Raw genomic sequence first — 16586 nt, 5'->3', positions numbered from 1 at the left:
GTGCAGAAGAGGCGATGCGTCAACCCGCGACTCGAGCCGATCAAACATCCGGGTGACGTGATCTAGGCCTCTATTGCATTCCCCTGCCTGCGTGCTAGGCTCGCCGCAAGTTGCAGTTTGGTTTCCCTTGCAGTACAGAGCCTGCGGAGCATGTAACCGCGGGCTCTCGTCGTTTTCAGACGTATGCAGTTGTGCGGCATCTTGTTTTCACACTTGCAGGGTTCTGGAGCAGGGCAAACCCTTTGGGCCCAAGGAGGGCTTATGGCTACCGGAACCGTGAAGTGGTTCAACGCCGAAAAGGGCTTTGGCTTCATCGCCCAGGAAGGTGGCGGTCCGGACGTGTTCGTCCACTACTCCGCCATCAACGCGAACGGCTTCCGTTCGCTGGAGGAGAACCAGCAGGTCTCCTTCGACGTGACGCAGGGTCCGAAGGGCCCGCAGGCGGAGAACGTCACGCCCGTCTGATCGAGGGATGCCCCTCTGACGACGTCTGAGAGCAGTACCCAAGGAGCCCCTTGCCTTTCGGCGAAGGGGCTCCTGCCTTTTCCCTCCTACGTGTGCTGCATCACGAGCACGAACGTCGTCCCGGGCGCCAGCGCCTCGTACGAATGCGGCACGTCGCCCCGGAACGCCATGTAGTCACCGGGGCCGAGTTCGACCTCCTCGCCCCTCGGGCCCGCCTTCACCCGGCCCGTGCTCACGGTGAGGTGCTCCACCGTCCCCGGAATGTGCGGCTCCGACTCCCGCACCGACCCCGGTTCGAGGTGGGTCCGGTAGATGTCGCGTCGCGCGCCCGGCGGACTCGCGGACAGCAGGACCGCCGTGTAACTGGAGTGCTCGGAGTGGACCGTGGGCCCCTCGCCCGCCCGGACCACCTGCACCGCCGGGACCGGCGGTTCGATCAGCGCACTGAACGGCACCCCGAGCGCCACGCCCAGCGCCCACAGCGTCTCCATGCCCGGATTGCCGCTCGCCGACTCCAGCTGCGACAGCGTCGACTTCGCGATCCCGGCGCGCTTGGCCAGCTCGGAGAGGGAGAGACCGGCACGGGTGCGCTCACGGCGGAGTGAGGCGGCGATCCAGTCGAGGGGAAGGCGGGACGGGGGCCGCCCCCCGTCTCCGGACACCGCGTCCGACATCCCGCTCGCTCCGCCCGCTCCGCTCATCCCACTCACTCCGTTCGCCACAGAAGTACGAACGTTCGTCTTGACGAACGACCCGCCTGCTGTTCATTGTAGAGAACATGCGTTCGCTTCTCCGAACACTCCAGGTTCATGATCCCGCGCTGCTCCGGGACATCTCCCTCGTCTGTCTCGCCGGCGGGGTGGTCGGCGTCTCCTTCGGCGCGATCTCGGTGGCGGGCGGGCTGCCGGTATGGGTGCCGGTGGTGATGTCGCTCGTCGTGTACGCGGGTGCGGCGCAGTTCAGCGCGGTGGGGATCCTGCTGGCCGGGGGCGGACCGTTCGCGGCGGCGGCGACCGGGCTGCTGCTCAACACACGCAACGCGGCGTTCAGCCTGGCGGTCGCCGATGTGCTGGGGCCGGGGAAGGCAGCCCGCTTCGTGGGCGCGCATTTCGTCACCGACGAGACGGTGGCCTTCGCTCTGGCCCAGCGCGATCCCGTACGGCGCCGGGCCGCGTTCTGGGTCTCGGGGCTCGGCCTCTTCACGGTCTGGAACGTGTGCGTCCTGGCAGGGGCCCTGGCCGGTACCGCGCTGGGCGACACCGCCACGTACGGCCTCGACGCCGCCTTCCCCGCCGTGCTCGCCGCGCTGGTCCTGCCCGCCCTGCGGGATCAGCCGCCCGTACGGCGGGCCGCGCTGTTGGGTGCGGTGGTGGCGCTGGCGGCGACTCCGGTGACGCCCACAGGCGTCCCCGTGCTGCTGGCGCTGACCGGGCTGGTCGTGTGGCGGGCGTCGGTGAATGCGGCGGGTGGTTCGGATGCGGCGGATCCCGGGGATCCAGCGGATCCAGCGGATCCAGCGGATGCGGCGGATGCGGCGGATGCGGCGGACGGGAGGGTGTCGTGAGTCCGGTCGTCGGCGCGATGGTCGTGCTCGCCGTGGGGACGTACGTCTTCCGGCTCACCGGGCCCGCGCTGCAGGGGCGGGTCGAGATCCCCGCCCGGGTGCGGGAGTTGCTGGCCGGGGCCGCCGTGGTGTTGCTGGTGGCGTTGCTGGCCACGGGCGCCCTGACCGAGGGCGGCGGTTTCGCCGGGTGGGCACGGCCCGCGGGAGTGCTGGTGGGCGGGGTGCTGGCATGGCGGAGGGCGCCGTTCGCGGTGGTGGTCCTGGGTGCGGCGGCGGCCTCGGCGGGGTTGCGAGCGGTCGGGGTCGGTTAGCCGGACTCACCGCATCCGCACGACTCCGACACCGGCCGCGTGGAATTCACCGCCTCACCGCCTCACTGCCTCACCGCCTCACTGCCTCACTGCCTCCACGGGGATCGCCGGGCGCCCTGTGCGACCAGTTCCTCCAGGACCCGACGGACCCGGATGCCCGAGCCGAGGTCGGGTTCGAGCCCCTTGCCCTTGAGGAGGGCGGTGAGGGAGGCCTGGACGACCTCGGCGCCCTCGGGGGCGACCCGCTCGGAGACCTCCAGCCACTCCAGAGGGACGCCCTCGTCGTCGCCGCCCCCGCCGGGCAACGTCCAGTGCTCCAGGGTCACTTCGTGATGGTCGAGGCGCACGCCGTGGCGGCGGACCGTGTGGACGGGGCCGAGGACGTCGAGGGAACCGAAGCCGACGTCGATGTCGGCGCAGTCGGCGAGGAAGGCACGCTGACTGTCGGAGAAGACGAGGTCCAGCGGCTCGGTGCCGGCGGCGGCGGCCTCCACGGCCGTACGCCCGCAGTCGGAGACGAAGGTGGCGGAGAGGACCCGGCGGTCGCCCGACCAGGCGCCCGCCAGGTGGAAGGAGTCCGGTCCCCGCTCACGGAAACGCAGCCAACGCTCCGAGAGCCGGGACCGGCGACAGGGCCGTAATTCCGCGGTCACGGCCCCGCCCCGCCCGCTCCCCGCCCGAAGGCGCAGGATCAACCCCGCATCCAGAAGCGGCAGTTGTCCTGGCGCCGTGGAGCGGGCGAGGTTCTCACAGAAGTAGACGCGGCGCCGGGCTCCCCCGGTGTCCGGCGCCAGCGCCCCGGTCGCGGCGGCCGCGCCCGCACCCGAGAACGTCACCTTGATCTCGACCGAGTCGAGCCGGTCGGATCCCGAGGTGAGATCCCCGCGTCCCTCGGATGCCGGCATGTGCCGTCCCCCTGGTTCCGCGACCTGGTTCATTCCCCTGATTTCCCTTGTGGTGCCTACCTCTTGTGGTGCCTACCTCTTGTGGTGCGATCCCTCTGTGGTGCGATCCCCCTGCGCTGCTGTCGCGCAAAACCATTGAAGGCCCGGGGCGGCCGCCCTCGCTTCCGGGAAGTCCCTACATCTCCCCTGACAACTCCCCCTGGGGGCATGATGGACGGGCGGGACCGGGCGCAGGCGGGCACCAGGAGGTGGCGCATTGTTACGGGGACTCGTCGGCCGGGAGCGGGAACGCCGGCTGATGGACGACCTGCTCGTGGCAGGTGGGGCGGGTGGGGCGGCGCTGTTGCTGTGGGGCGAACCCGGCATCGGGAAGACCGCCCTGCTGGACTACGCGGCGGAGCGAGCGAGGGCCGGAACCTCCGGCGCGGCCCCCGGCACGATCCTGCGCGCCCGGGGCATCGAGACCGAGACCGTGCTCCCCTTCGCCACCCTCGGCGACCTACTGATGCCCCATTCATCCCTTTTCAGGGAACTCCCCGGCGTCCAGCGCTCGGCCCTGGAGTCCTGCCTGGCCCTGAGCGGCGACCCGGGGGACCCGCCGGGCAATCCGTACGCCGCCTGCATGGGCGCCCTCAACGTCCTCGCGGCGCTCGGCGACGAGCGCCCGGTCGTCGTCCTCGTCGACGACCTGCACTGGGTGGATCCCTCCTCCCAGCGCGTCCTTCTCTTCGTCGCCCGCCGCCTGTCCAGCGAACGGGTCGCCCTCGCCCTCGGTTCCCGCGAGGACCACGGCGAGTCGGGCCCCCGCCGCTCCATCCCCACCGTGCAGGTCGGCGGGTTGGCGCCGGAGGAGTGCGCCACTCTGCTGGACGGCCGCGTGACACCCCACGTGCTCGCCGACCTCGTCCGCATCAGCGGTGGCAACCCGCTCGCCCTGCGGGAGATCGCGAGCGGGCTGACGGACGAACAGGCGCGCGGTGAGCGGCCGTTGCTGGACCCGCCGTCCCTCGGCAGTCATCTGGAGCGCGCCTGGGCGACCCGTATCGACGGTCTGCCGGATCCCGCCCGCCGGGCGCTGGTCGTGCTGGCGGCCGGCCGTTCGACGGCGGCGGGCCCGCTACGGAAGGCGCTGGAGGCGGCCGGCCTCTCCCTCGACGCGCTCTCCCCCGCAGAGGAGGACGGCCTGATCACGGCCACGGCGGACGGGCTGGACTTCCACCACCCGGTGCTGCGCGCACTGGTGCTGGGCCGAGCCCCCCTCGCACACCGGTACGCCGCGTTCCAGGCGCTGGCCGAGGTGAGTACGGGCCCGCTGCACGCCTGGTACCGGGCGTCCGCGACCCCCGGCCCCGACGAGGAGACCGCGGCGGCGCTCGCCGAGGCCGCGCGGGAGGCCCGCCGCCGCAGTGCCTTCGGCGAGTCGGCGCTCGCCTGGCGCCGTGCCGCCGAGCTCACCCCCGACCCCGCGCCCCGCGCCGACCGCCTCCACCACGCCGCTTCCGACGCCCTGCTCAGCGGTTCCCCGGCAGGCCCGCAGTGGTGCGAGGAGGCCCTGCGCATCACCCCGGACCCGGCCGTACGCGCCGCCATCCAGGGCCTGTTGGGCCGGATGTACACCTGGAAGGGCGAGACGGCGCAGGCGTACGGCCTCCTCATGAACGCCGCCGACGCCGTACGCGACACCGACCGCACCCGCGCCTGTCTGCTCCTCGCGGAGGCCACGGCCGCCGCGCGCCTGGACGGTCATGTCCCGGCGGCGGTCCGCGTGGCCGAGGAGTCCCTCGCCCTCGCCTCCGAGTCCGGCCCCGAACGCTGGTACAGCCTCACCCTCCTCGGCGGTGCCCTCGTCATGGCCGGCCGTACGGCCGAGGGCCGCGAGATGCTGGGGGCCGCCGACCGCCACGGCACCGGCGGCGACCCCGTCCGTGACCAGCAGGTGTACGCGATCGCCGGGCAGGCCTGGAGCCGCGTGGAGGAGTTCGTGCGGGGGCGCCGGCTGCTCAACACGGCGGTGGAGTCGGCCCGGCGGCACAGCGCGGTGGGCGTGCTGGGCTTCACCCTCGCCGTACGGGGCGAGTTGGAGACCCGGATCGGCCAGTGGGCCTCCGCGCGCGGCGACTTGACGGAGGCCCTGCGCTGGGCGGAGGAATTGGGCCAGCTGACGTGCGTGAGTTACGCCCTGTACTGCCTCGCCCGCCTCGAAGCCCTGCGCGGCGACCGCGTCGAGTGCGAGGAGCATGTGGCGCGGGCGCGGCGGGAGTGCGGGGCGTACGGGATCGGCTGCCAGGAGTTCCACATGACGGCCGTGCTGGGCCTGTCGGCGCTCGCCCACGGCGACCACGACGCGGCCGCCGACCAGCTGGAGCAAACGTTGTCATTGGCCGTGGAGCAGGGCATCGGCAACCCGGAGGTGGTCCCGTTCGCGGCCGACCTGGCCGAGGCGCACGTACGGGCGGGGAACCCGGCGCGGGCCGCCGAGGTGGTGTCCTGGCTGGAGGAACGGGCCCGGGAGACGGGCCTCGCCTCGGCGGAGGCAGCGGCGGCCCGGGTCCGGGGGCTGCTGGCGGGGACACCGGAGGAGGCGGAGGCGTACTTCGGGGCGGCGTTGAAGGCCCACCACCGCACGACGGGCCCCTTCGACTGGGCCCGGACCCTGCTGTGCGAGGCGGAGGTCCTGCGCCGCTACCGCCGCCCGGGAGCCGCCCGCACACCCCTCGCCTCCGCCCTGGCCTGCTTCGAACGGCTCGGCGCGGTCCCCTGGGCCCGCCGCGCGGCGAGCGAACTCGCGGCGGCGGGAGGCATGTCGAGCACGCCCCAGTCGCCCGCCGGCGGTATGGGCGGCGCCCTGAACCAGCTGACCCCCCAGGAGTTCCAGGTGTCCCGCGCCATCGCCCGCGGCCTCAACAACACGGAGGCGGCGGCGTCCCTGTTCGTCTCCCGCAAGACGGTCGAGGCCCATCTCACCCGCATCTACCGGAAGTTGCGGGTGCGCTCGCGGACGGATCTGACGCGACTGCTGACGGCGGCGGATCTGCTGGACTGAGGACGGCCCCGTGCCACCCTCCCCCGGGACCGCCTTCCTCGCGGGCGGGGACGGCCGTACCCTTCCCGCTTGATCAGTCACGGTCTGCTGGACGGAGTGGGGCGACGGATCGCTCTGCACGACCTGGACGACGAGAACTGGCGGGCCGTCGCGGACGTCGCTCCACTGGACGGCCAGCGACGGTACGTGCCGGCGCTGGGCCGCTCACTACCGAACACTTGCCCAGGGCTCCACTCTTCAGGGTGGAGGTGTAGGGCATCCTGAGCCCAGCGGCCCAGCGGCCCAGCGGGCCGCAGCGACACTGCTGAATTCGCCTTGTCCGACAACGTAGTTGGCGGACCCACCGCCGGACTGGCGGGACGTCAAGCCGTGGAGACCTTGTCAGACCACTCTCGGTGGCAGGGGCCGATGAAGCAGGAACCCGAGGGAACACCACGTAGCGGTGGTGCTGACCTACCTGCGTTCACGCAGGTGAGGATGTCAACTCCTCCCGTCCCTCCGTGAGGGTGTGTGGAACTCGCTCGCGGTCTGCGCCGACGACACCGTGGTGGGGCATGTCATGTGGGGGCGGGACGAGGACGGCTCGTACTGGGTCGGCGGGATGCTGATCGACGGTGGCGAGCAGGGCAAGGGGGTCGGGCGGGCGGCTGCGTGGACCCTGGTGCGATGGCTGGCGGACCGTTCGGACTGTGCGGTCCTGCGCCTGTCGTACCAACCGGACAACACCGTCGCCGAGCGCCTCTACACCTCGCTGGGGTTCCGGCCCGTGCCCACCGCGGAGGAGGAACAGGGCGAGGTGGTCGCCGAGTTGTCGGGCGCCGCCGTCAGAGAAGGCCGACATGACCGAAGGGCCACCGGTGACGGACGTCGACCCGGTGGCTCAGTGCCGCTCCTTGAAGTGCGTCACCGCGAAGATCCCCGCGGCCACACAGCCGAGCGTCCCGGCGGCCACGAACAGCCCTCCGTCGTCGCCGGGCGGGACCAGTGCCATGTCCCATCCAAGCAGCCGCACGAACACCCATGCGTACGCCCACCCGGCCACCCCGAGGGCGGCGAACACCAGGGCGACCTTGCCGTTGGCCGAGGTGGACAGGGAGCGGAGGTCGTGCAGCACCTGCCTCGCGCCCAGGGCTTCTCCCTCTCCCCGCTGCATCCGCAGGTGCCTCTCGTGGAGGCCGAGCAACAGGAGAGCGACGGCGCTCACGACAAGTGCGGTGGAGGAGAGCTGGGCCGCGGTGTTGTCGTCCTGGTCGGTCGATGTGAAGGTCCGTACGGCGGACCAGCCCCACAGAGCGGCGGCCAGGAGCGCGCCGGCCATGGAGAGCTTGCCCCACTTCGAGGACAGCAGTTGTGTCACGTGTCTTCGGATCATGCGACCACACGGTATCGGCCTCGTCCGTGCGTGAGACGCGCTGTTGAGCTGGGGAGTTCGTCGGTGCGCACAACCGGATCCGGGTGAGTCGACTCTTTGAGGGAGGAGCCGGACCGCGGGTTGGTCCGGTCGTTGGCACGGAACGGGACGGGGCGGGTCGAGGTCGATGAAGAAGCGGGGCGTTCTGCTGTGCTGTGCCGGGCTGGTCGTGGCCCTCGGGGTCGGGGCGGTCGTGTGGTGGAACTGGTTCCGGGCGCCGTACTCGCTCGCCGACTCCCCCCGGATCGATGTGACCGTGCGGGCCGCGAAGTCGAAGTATCCCGATGTCCGGGAGACCGCCGAGGACGTCGACACTGTCGTGCGGGCGTATGTGCAGCGGCTCAAGGCCGGTGACGTGGAAGGGCTGATGGAGCTGGCGGGGCCGGCGTACGACGGGACCCGGGTCGCGGCCTACGAGCAGGTGCGGGAGTTCGGCGAGGGCGCCCGGGGGCACGTCGACGTCACCGTGCTGGAGGGGGTCGTGGACTACTTCAATCCCGTCCGGCTCACCTACGGCAGGACCGACCAGCAGCAGGAGCTGTTGCTGGTCAAGGACGACGGGTACTGGTGGGTCGCGCTGGGGGATGGCGATCCGGCCGCCGGGCAGTAGGCCGCTTCCGCGGTTCACCACCGCGCGGGCTACTTCTCGTACAACCCCTCGATCTCCGTCGTGAAGGACCGCTCCACGACCTCCCGCCGCAGCTTCATCGACGGGGTGAGGTGGCCCTCCTCCTCTGTGAAGCCGCCGGGGACGACCGTGAACCTGCGGATGGATTCGGGGCGGGAGACGAGGCGGTTGGCCTCGTCCACGGCGCGCTGCAGGACGGATCGCAGGTCCGGGTCCGTGGCGAGGTGTTCGAGGGGGGTGTCCTGCCTGGCGTTCATCAGGGCCCAGTGCGTGATGCCCTCGGGGTCCAGGGTCAGCAGGGCGGTGACGTAGGGGCGGCGGTCGCCTATGACCATGGCGTGGGCGATCAGGGGGTGGGAGCGGAGCCAGTTCTCCAGCGGGGCCGGGGCCACGTTCTTGCCGCTGTCGGTGACCAGGATCTCCTTCTTGCGGCCGGTGATCGTGAGGTAGCCCTCGTCGTCGAGGTGGCCGATGTCGCCGGTCGCGAACCAGCCGTCGGGGCCCGCCGGGACGACTCCGCCGGCCTGCGGGTCCCAGTAGCCGCGGAAGATCTGGCCGCCGTGGAGCAGGATCTCGCCGTCGGCGGCGATGTGGACCCGTGTGCCGGGCAGAGGGCGGCCGACCGTTCCCAGACGGGGCCGGTTGGGCGGGGTGACGGTCACGGCCGCCGTCGTCTCCGTCATGCCATAGCCCTCGAAGACGTCGATGCCCGCGCCCGCGTAGAAGGCGGCCAGGCGGCGGCCGAGGGGACTGCCACCGCAGATGACGTAACGGACTTTGCCGCCCAGCGCCTTGCGGATGCGGCGGTAGACCAGGGGGTCGTAGAAGGTACGGGCCGCCTTGAGCAGGGCGGAGGGGCCGGGGCCCGTGCCGTGCTGCTCGGCTTCGAGGGCCCCGCCGTAGCGGCGGGCCACCGCGGAGGCGCGGTCGTACGAGGACGCGCGGCCCATGCGTTCGGCGGAGGCGCGGGCCGTGTTGAAGACCTTCTCCATGACGTAGGGGATGACCAGGAGGAACGTCGGGCGGAAGGACTTGAGGTCGGCGAGGAGGTCTTCCGTGCGGAAGCTCGGCGAGTGGCCAAGGCGGACCCTCGCCCGCATACAGCCGATCGCCACCATACGGCCGAACACATGGGCGAGGGGCAGGAAGAGGAGGGTGGAGGCCTCCTCGTCCGTCTTCGCGCGGAAGATGGGGTAGAGGAGGTCGATCGCGTTGTCGACCTCGGCGCAGAAGTTGCCGTGGGTGAGGGCGCAGCCCTTGGGGCGGCCGGTCGTGCCCGAGGTGTAGATGAGGGTCGCCAGGGTGTCGGGGCCGAGCACCCCGCGCCGTACGGCCACTTCCTGGTCCGACACGTCCCGGCCCAGCTCGGCCAGCCGGTCCAGGTGCCCCTTCTCGAAGACCCACATGTGACGCAGGTCGGGGATGCGGTCCAGCTCGGGGCCGAGGGCGGCGGCCTGGCCCGCGGTCTCCACGGCGAGCGCCACCGCGCCGGAGTCCTGGAGGATCCAGCGGGTCTGGAAGACGGAGGAGGTCGGGTAGACGGGGACCGTCACCAGGCCCGCCGCCCAGGCCGCGAAGTCCAGGAGCGTCCACTCGTACGTCGTCCGCGCCATGATCGCGATGCGGTCGCCCGGCATCAGGCCCTCGGCGATCAGGCCCTTCGCCAGCGCGAGCACCTCGGCGGCGAACTCGGCCGCCGTCACGTCCTGCCACCCGCCGTCGCCCCTGTCGGCGTCCTTGTGCGCACCGTGGTCCGCGTCCTTCTCCGTAGCCGCAGCACTGCGCTTGCGGCTGAGGACGACCGAGTCGGGCTCGTGGGACGCGTTGTCGAAGGGGATGTCCGCGAGCGAGCCGTAGGTCACGGGCGCGGCGAGCGCCGGGACGTACGCCTCTCGCACTGTGCCGTCCAGCCGCTTCAACTCGGGTTCCACCAGGGCGGGTTCGGTGTGTTCGAGGCTGGACACGGGCGACTCCTGGGCGTTCGGTGTGCCCGGATCGTACGGGGTTGGTGTGACAGGTTCGTGTGAGTGCGGCGATGGTCCGGAGATGGTCCGGGGCTGGGGATGTGCAGTGTCCCTGGCTGCTCATGCGCAGGTCAAGGGCCCGACAAGTTACCTGAGGGTCGTTCAGCTACCGGGCGACGAGACCACCTTGCCAGAGCCGTTACCTCGGGTAACCTGATGGTGGAGCAAGCGAGTGGAATCCGTCCCGTGGACCGGGCGCGAGAAGGATGCAGAGGAGACCGTTCGATGCGTACCCTCACGCTCACCGACGCCCCGGCCCTGGGCCGTCTTCTCGCCCGGGGCGCGCTCCTCTCCCCCTGCAAGAGCCTCCGGCTGCCCCGTGAGGGCGCCCTGCGGGGAGCCGGGACGGGTGGCCCCCGCCGCGGCACAGCCACCCGGCTCGTCCTCCCCGGCGTTCGGATCGACCTCGCCCGGCTCGCCGCGTACGAGCGCGTCTGCGGGTTCCCCACCGGGGAGGACGCCGTTCCGCTGACGTATCCGCACGTCCTCGGCTTTCCGCTCGCCATGCGGATCATGGCCGGCCGGGACTTCCCGCTGCCCCTCCTCGGGCTCGTGCACACGTCGATCGAGATCACCCGGCGGCGACGGCTGCCCGCCACCGGGGAGTACGAGATCACCGTGTACGTCGACGGGCTGGCACCCCATCGGCGGGGCACCGAGGCGACGGTGGTGACCGAGGTGCGGGACGGGGGCGAGGACGCGGGCGGGCTCGCCTGGGAGTCGCGGAGCACGTATCTCGCCCGGCACCGGCGGAGCGAGGTCGCGCCCGCAGGGGGAAGCGAGGAGGCGCGGACCGGCGGGAGGGTAGAGGCGCACGCGGGCGGGAGCGAGGACGGGCACGCCGGCGGGAGCGAGGACGGGCGCGCCGATGCGCGCGAGCGGGCGCGGAAGGAGCCGAAGCTGTCGCCCGCCGTCGCCGAGTGGCGGTTGGCCGGGGATGTCGGGCGACGATACGGAGCGGTGTCCGGCGACCGCAATCCGATCCATCTGCATCCGCTCGGCGCCCGACTGTTCGGTTTCCCCCGGCCGATCGCGCACGGCATGTGGACCGTGGCCCGGTGTCTCGCCGAGCACGGCACGCCCCCGGCGACTCTCGTCCGCGCGGAGTTCCGGGCCCCGGTACCGCTGCCGGGCGCGGTGACGTACACGGCGGACGGACAGGCGTGGGGCGGCTTCGAACTGCGGAGCGAAGACGCCCCCGGGCCGGGCGGGGAGCAGGTCCGTCCGCGGGTCCATGTGAGGGGCCACGTGTACCCGCTCATTGCCTGAGCACAGGTGAGCATCGCGTTCACGAGTGTGGGCGTCGACCCGGACACGGTCGTGGAGTGCGCGCTGCCGCCCCTCGGGGCGACCCGTATCTGCCGCCTGCCTCCGGGGAGTGGCCGTTCACGCCGACGTTCGCCGTGCAGCCGTCCGTGCCCCGTGGGGGGCGGTGCAAAGAGGTCGCCATTCGGGTGCGGGTGCGGGTGCGGGTGGGCGACAACGGCCCCTGGGGACCGAAAAGCGCGGGGCGCAGCCCCTGCTTTTCAGGGGCGCGGGGAACTGCGCGAGCAACCGCGAACCACCCGCACCCGCCCCTCGAAGATCACTCCCCGAGCTCTCCCGCAGGCGGCGGTGTCCAGGGTCGCCCCTCCATCAGGTCGCCCAGCCCCGCCCACGCGAAGTTCATCAGGGTCGCGGCGGCCTGGCGGGCGGTGATGCCGGGCGTGGCGTTGGCCCAGGCCGCGAGGGCCTCGGCGGCGCCGACGAGGCCCTCGGCGAGACCGGCGACCTCGCGCTCGGGCAGCGACGGGTCGCGGCGGGCCTCCCGGGCGCCGACCAGGATCAGCCCGGTCACGAACGCCACCATCTCCTCACGCATCGCCGCCACTTCGGCGGCGAACGGCTCGCCGTGCGTACGGGCCTGGAGGTGCAGCACGGCCCAGGCGTCCGGGTTGCGCCCGGTGTGCGTGAAGAACGCCCGCAGCCCTTCCCAGAGTTGCCGGTCGGCGGGCAGGTCGGGGTTCACGCCCGCACGTACGGCGGTGGTCAGCGCCTTGGCCTCGCGGCGGATGCAGGCCGTGAAGAGGTCTTCCTTGGAGTTCAGGTACAGGTACACCAACGGCTTGGACACGCCCGCCAGTTCGGCGATCTCGTCCATCGACGCGGCCCGGTAACCGCGCTGCCCGAAGGTCCGCACCGCCGCGTCCAGCATTTGCTGTTCCCGTACCGCGCGGGGCATCCGTTTGCTCTTCACAGCACCCATGCGGGCAAGCGTACGGTTCCGACGGCGGGGACGTGCCTGCGCGTCTGGCGAGGGGTTTGCCGCCGCGGCCCCGCGTGCGGTGCTAGGAAGCCTTGCCGGACACCGGCTGGGCGGCCTCGGCCGGCTCGGCGCTCTCGGCGGCCTCGACGGGCTCGGCCGGCTCCGGGCTCTGCGTCCTCGCCTCGTCGTCGACCTCGTCCTCCTGGCTGCGGTTGGCCGCGAGGTTGGACTTGACGCGGCCGATGGAGCGGTCGAGGCGGGGGGCGATCTGGGCGGAGGCCCGGTCGCGCTCCTTGCGGAGGGCGACGAAGCTGATCGGCGCGGAGACCAGGAGGGAGAGGACGACGATCCACATGCCGTTGGAGGCGCCGAGGCCGCGCGGGGCGATGCCGGAGTAGACGAGGGCCCAGACGACCACGAAGCAGCCCGCGAAGATACCGAGGCGCATCAGTGTGTAGCGGAGCATCTCAATCCACTCTTCCGTTTCCGTTCCGGACATTGCCAAAGGGCACCGTCCAGTGAAGCACGGTCGGCGGGCGATCTTGCAGGGGGGTGTGGGCTCCGTGTCGGGCCGGCCTCAGGTCAGGGGCAGGAGCATCGTGATGTCGTCGCGGTGGTCGTCGGGGGCGACGCGGATGGCGTCGGGGACTCGGCCGACCTCCTTGTAGCCGCACGAGGCGTAGAAGTGTTCCAGGCCCATGCCGCCTCGGCAGCCGAGGCGGATCGCGTCTATGCCGTCGAAGCCGCGGGCCGCGGATTCGGCCGCCCTCATGAGGTCGCGGCCGTAGCCCTTGCCCTGGTGGGCGGGGTGGACCATCACGGTGTACAGCCAGACCCAGTGGGTCTGCAGGCGGTGGGTGTTGAAGCTGAAGAAGGCGGTGGCGGCGGGGGTGCCGTGGTCGTCGAGGCCGAGGAGGAGACGGTGTCTGCCTTCTGCCATGGCGATCAGGTGCTTGAGGAGTTCCGGCCGTATGACCTCCGGGGTGACCGGGGGGACGAAGCCTACGGCTCCGCCGGCGTTGGAGACCGCTGTCCAGAGGGTGAGGATGCCTTCCTGGAGGGCGGGGGTGAGGGGTGGGTCCAGGTGGAACGTAAGGGGCATGAGGTGACCGTAGTCATTACGTGCGGGTCGTCTCAAGAGGGATTCGCCCCCGCCGCCCCTACCCGTCCCGTCCCGTCCCGTCCCAGGGGCTGCGCCCCTTCGACCCCCGTCCGCGGGCCCGGTGGGGCTTCTCGCGCAGTTCCCCGCGCCCCTGAAGAAGCAGGGGCTGCGCCCCGTGCTTCTTGCGCGAGAAGGTCCACCGGACCCATGGACGAACAAACGGCCGAGTCAGACCCGCATCGGCTGAGGGGACTCCCGGCGCGCCGGGTCCGGGCCGTCGTACTCGCGGATGATCTCGTACTTCGTGTTGCGTTCGACCGGGCGGAAGCCGGCGTCGCGAATGAGGTCCAACAGGTCCTCGCGGGTCAGCTTGTTCGGCGTGCCGTAGTTGTCCGCGTCGTGGGTGATCTTGTACTCGACGACCGAGCCGTCCATGTCGTCGGCGCCGTGCTGCAGCGCCAACTGGGCGGTCTGGACGCCGTGCATGACCCAGAAGACCTTGACGTGGGGGACGTTGTCGAACAACAGCCTCGACACCGCGAAGGTCTTCAGCGCCTCCGCGCCGGTCGCCATCTGGGTGCGCGCCTGGAGGCGGTTGCGCACCTTGCCGTCCTGCATGTCGACGAAGTCGTGCTGGTAGCGCAGCGGGATGAAGACCTGGAAACCGCCGGTCTCGTCCTGGAGCTCACGGAGGCGCAGGACGTGGTCCACGCGGTGACGCGGCTCCTCGATGTGGCCGTAGAGCATGGTGCACGGGGTCTTGAGACCCTTCTCGTGCGCCAGGCGGTGGATCCGCGACCAGTCCTCCCAGTGGGTGCGGTGGTCCACGATGTGCTGCCGGACCTCCCAGTCGAAGATCTCCGCGCCGCCGCCGGTGAGCGACTCCAGCCCCGCGTCGATCAGCTCGTCCAGGATCTCCGACGCCGACAGGCCGCTGATCGTCTCGAAGTGGTGGATCTCCGTGGCCGTGAAGGCCTTCAGCGACACGTTCGGGAGGGCGGCCTTCAGTTCCCTCAGCGAGCGCGGGTAGTAGCGCCACGGGAGGTTCGGGTGCAGGCCGTTGACGATGTGCAGCTCGGTGAGGTTCTCGCCCTCCATCGACTTGGCGAGCTTCACCGCCTCCTCGATGCGCATCGTGTACGCGTCCTTCTCCCCCGGCTTGCGCTGGAAGGAGCAGTACGCGCACGACGCCGTGCACACGTTGGTCATGTTGAGGTGGCGGTTGACGTTGAAGTGGACGACGTCGCCGTTCTTCCGCGTCCGCACCTCGTGCGCCAGACCGCCCAGCCAGGCCAGGTCGTCCGACGCGTACAGCGCGATGCCGTCCTCGCGGGTCAGCCGCTCGCCGGAGCGGACCTTCTCCTCCAGCTCGCGCTTGAGCCCGACGTCCATGCCCACACCTTTCACCGACCGACCTGCCTGCCCCGAAGTCCTCGTCAACCCTACGTCCACTCCCCTACTGCTCCTCCTCCGGCAGCTCACCCACCCGGTTCTCCCACTTCGTGGAGAGCACGATCGTCGTTCGCGTCCGGGAGACACCGTGGGTACCGGAGAGCCGACGGATGGTCTTCTCCAGGCCGTCGACGTCCGGTGCGCGCACCTTGAGCATGAACGAGTCGTCGCCGGCGATGAACCAGCAGTCCTCGATCTCTGCCAGGTCCCGCAGCCGCGTCGCCACGTCCTCGTGGTCGGCGGCGTCGGAGAGCGAGATGCCGATGAGGGCGGTCACTCCGAGGCCGAGGGAGGCCGCGTTGACGGTGGCCCGATAGCCGGTGATGACACCGGCCGCCTCCAGCCGGTTGATGCGGTCGGTGACACTGGGTCCCGACAGACCGACGAGGCGTCCCAGCTCCGCGTAGGAGGCCCGGCCGTTCTCCCTCAGGGCCTGGATGAGCTGCCTGTCCACCGCGTCCATGCGATCGGTTGCCTTCCGCTGAAGAGTTGCGTTGTGGGTGCTGCGTGAGAGTGGTGTCGTGGGGTGCTGCGTGAGTGGTGCTGCGTGGGGTCCTGCGTGAGTGGTGCTGCGTGAGTGGTGCGTGGGGTCCTGCGTGAAAGTGGTACGGGGCGAGAAGCGAGCGAGAAGTGACCGTGTACGGCGCTCAGGTGGCCGGGTGGGAAGCGCGCGCCCCGCCCACGTCGCCCTCCCAGCGCCGGTACAGGGTGTGCGGGACGCCCGCCGCGTCCAGCACCCGTCCGGCGACGAAGTCCACCAGGTCCTGGATGTGCGTGGCCCCCGCGTAGAAGGCCGGGGACGCGGGCAGCACGGTCGCGCCCGCCTCGTCCAGGGTCACCAGGTGCCGCAGGGTCTGCCCGTTCAACGGGGTCTCGCGCACGGCGACCACGAGACGCCGGCCCTCCTTGAGGGTCACGCTCGCCGCCCGTTGCAGCAGGTCCTTGGAGAGGCCCAGGGCCACGCCCGCGACACACGCCGTCGACGCGGGGACGATCAGCATCCCCTTGACGGGGTACGAGCCCGAGGACGGTCCGGCGGCCAGGTCACCGGCGCTCCAGTGCCGTACGCGGTCGCCGTCGACGTCCGCGGTGAACGTGCCGGGTTTGCCGTCGGCGCCTCGGGACAGCCATTCGCGCAGGTCGTCGCGCCAGTGGGCGTCCCGGAAGGAGATTCCCGTCTCGTCCAGCAGGGTCAGCCGCGAGGCCCGGGACACCACGAGGTCGACGCTCTCGTCGGCGGCGAGGAGCGCACGCAGCACAGCCGCGGCGTACGGGGTGCCGGATGCGCCGGACACCCCTACGATCCAAGGCGTACGCGGCGTCTCTCCTGGCTTGACTGGGTTCACGGCACCGAGCCTATCCGGCGCCGCGGGACGGGAACCGGTCAAGGGGGCACGGTCGTTTCCTGGAAGGGACGAGTTGACTCGGGGGTTCGA

16 protein-coding genes and 1 pseudogene are annotated in these 16586 nt (G+C 71.4%); 7 read left to right on the top strand and 10 right to left on the bottom strand.

Features of this window, described 5'->3' with window-relative positions; translation table 11 throughout:
* Nucleotides 1–261 precede the first annotated feature (261 nt).
* Nucleotides 262–465, top strand: coding sequence for a cold-shock protein (locus OG858_RS27355; RefSeq protein WP_007490911.1), 204 nt, complete (start codon nucleotides 262–264; stop codon nucleotides 463–465).
* 86 nt (nucleotides 466–551) lie between these two features.
* On the opposite strand, the gene OG858_RS27350 is transcribed toward OG858_RS27355, so the two are convergent.
* A complete protein-coding gene (locus OG858_RS27350; protein ID WP_086749930.1) occupies nucleotides 552–1139 on the bottom strand; it encodes a helix-turn-helix domain-containing protein in 588 nt (195 codons plus the stop codon).
* A 104-nt stretch (nucleotides 1140–1243) separates the two neighbouring features.
* Between OG858_RS27350 and OG858_RS27345 the strand changes: the two genes are divergently transcribed.
* Together OG858_RS27345 and OG858_RS27340 are read left to right on the top strand one after the other, a co-directional pair.
* Complete coding sequence (locus OG858_RS27345) at nucleotides 1244–2029, top strand: AzlC family ABC transporter permease (protein ID WP_327744799.1); 786 nt, start codon at nucleotides 1244–1246, stop codon at nucleotides 2027–2029.
* 17 nt (nucleotides 2030–2046) lie between these two features.
* Nucleotides 2047–2340, top strand: coding sequence for an AzlD domain-containing protein (locus OG858_RS27340; protein ID WP_086753067.1), 294 nt, complete (start codon nucleotides 2047–2049; stop codon nucleotides 2338–2340).
* Nucleotides 2341–2426: 86 nt separating this feature from the next.
* Here the strand turns inward: OG858_RS27340 and OG858_RS27335 are convergent, their stop codons facing one another.
* Nucleotides 2427–3245: a hypothetical protein gene (locus OG858_RS27335; protein ID WP_086753065.1), complete on the bottom strand. Its 819-nt coding sequence runs from the start codon at nucleotides 3243–3245 to the stop codon at nucleotides 2427–2429.
* A gap of 256 nt (nucleotides 3246–3501) precedes the next feature.
* On the opposite strand from OG858_RS27335, the gene OG858_RS27330 reads away from it, so the two are divergent.
* Nucleotides 3502–6288, top strand: coding sequence for a helix-turn-helix transcriptional regulator (locus OG858_RS27330; protein WP_327724687.1), 2787 nt, complete (start codon nucleotides 3502–3504; stop codon nucleotides 6286–6288).
* A 484-nt stretch (nucleotides 6289–6772) separates the two neighbouring features.
* Nucleotides 6773–7105 (top strand): annotated as a pseudogene (locus tag OG858_RS27325) (GNAT family N-acetyltransferase); the annotation flags it as partial.
* Nucleotides 7106–7168: 63 nt separating this feature from the next.
* On the opposite strand, the gene OG858_RS27320 reads toward OG858_RS27325, so the two are convergent.
* On the bottom strand, nucleotides 7169–7660 hold the full coding sequence (locus tag OG858_RS27320) for a hypothetical protein (protein ID WP_143677171.1): 492 nt from the start codon (nucleotides 7658–7660) through the stop codon (nucleotides 7169–7171).
* Between the two features lie 166 nt (nucleotides 7661–7826).
* On the opposite strand from OG858_RS27320, the gene OG858_RS27315 reads away from it, so the two are divergent.
* On the top strand, nucleotides 7827–8309 hold the full coding sequence (locus OG858_RS27315; RefSeq protein WP_086748178.1) for a hypothetical protein: 483 nt from the start codon (nucleotides 7827–7829) through the stop codon (nucleotides 8307–8309).
* Nucleotides 8310–8338: 29 nt separating this feature from the next.
* Here the strand turns inward: OG858_RS27315 and OG858_RS27310 are convergent, their stop codons facing one another.
* On the bottom strand, nucleotides 8339–10291 hold the full coding sequence (locus tag OG858_RS27310; RefSeq protein ID WP_328544328.1) for an AMP-dependent synthetase/ligase: 1953 nt from the start codon (nucleotides 10289–10291) through the stop codon (nucleotides 8339–8341).
* Nucleotides 10292–10576: 285 nt separating this feature from the next.
* On the opposite strand from OG858_RS27310, the gene OG858_RS27305 reads away from it, so the two are divergent.
* Nucleotides 10577–11620, top strand: a complete 1044-nt coding sequence (locus tag OG858_RS27305; protein WP_086748180.1) for a MaoC family dehydratase — start codon at nucleotides 10577–10579, stop codon at nucleotides 11618–11620.
* A gap of 316 nt (nucleotides 11621–11936) precedes the next feature.
* Here the strand turns inward: OG858_RS27305 and OG858_RS27300 are convergent, their stop codons facing one another.
* From OG858_RS27300 to OG858_RS27275, 6 genes are all read right to left on the bottom strand, one after another.
* Nucleotides 11937–12596 (bottom strand): TetR/AcrR family transcriptional regulator, encoded by a 660-nt coding sequence (locus tag OG858_RS27300; RefSeq protein ID WP_086748181.1) that lies wholly within the window; start codon nucleotides 12594–12596, stop codon nucleotides 11937–11939.
* An 82-nt stretch (nucleotides 12597–12678) separates the two neighbouring features.
* Entirely contained in the window at nucleotides 12679–13062 is a 384-nt protein-coding gene (locus OG858_RS27295; protein WP_086748182.1) for a DUF4229 domain-containing protein, read from the bottom strand.
* Nucleotides 13063–13173: 111 nt separating this feature from the next.
* Nucleotides 13174–13698 (bottom strand): GNAT family N-acetyltransferase, encoded by a 525-nt coding sequence (locus OG858_RS27290; protein ID WP_319066370.1) that lies wholly within the window; start codon nucleotides 13696–13698, stop codon nucleotides 13174–13176.
* Between the two features lie 228 nt (nucleotides 13699–13926).
* On the bottom strand, nucleotides 13927–15090 hold the full coding sequence (mqnE, locus tag OG858_RS27285; protein WP_086749875.1) for an aminofutalosine synthase MqnE: 1164 nt from the start codon (nucleotides 15088–15090) through the stop codon (nucleotides 13927–13929).
* A 64-nt stretch (nucleotides 15091–15154) separates the two neighbouring features.
* Nucleotides 15155–15613, bottom strand: a complete 459-nt coding sequence (locus OG858_RS27280; protein ID WP_037693678.1) for an Lrp/AsnC family transcriptional regulator — start codon at nucleotides 15611–15613, stop codon at nucleotides 15155–15157.
* 184 nt (nucleotides 15614–15797) lie between these two features.
* Nucleotides 15798–16496, bottom strand: coding sequence for a UbiX family flavin prenyltransferase (locus OG858_RS27275; RefSeq protein WP_086749874.1), 699 nt, complete (start codon nucleotides 16494–16496; stop codon nucleotides 15798–15800).
* Nucleotides 16497–16586: the final 90 nt, after the last annotated feature.

The sequence above is a fragment of the Streptomyces europaeiscabiei genome (assembly GCF_036346855.1).
Lineage (GTDB): Bacteria > Actinomycetota > Actinomycetes > Streptomycetales > Streptomycetaceae > Streptomyces > Streptomyces europaeiscabiei.
The sequence above is the reverse complement of the archived record's forward strand: the minus strand, read 5'-3'. Positions and strand labels throughout refer to the sequence as shown.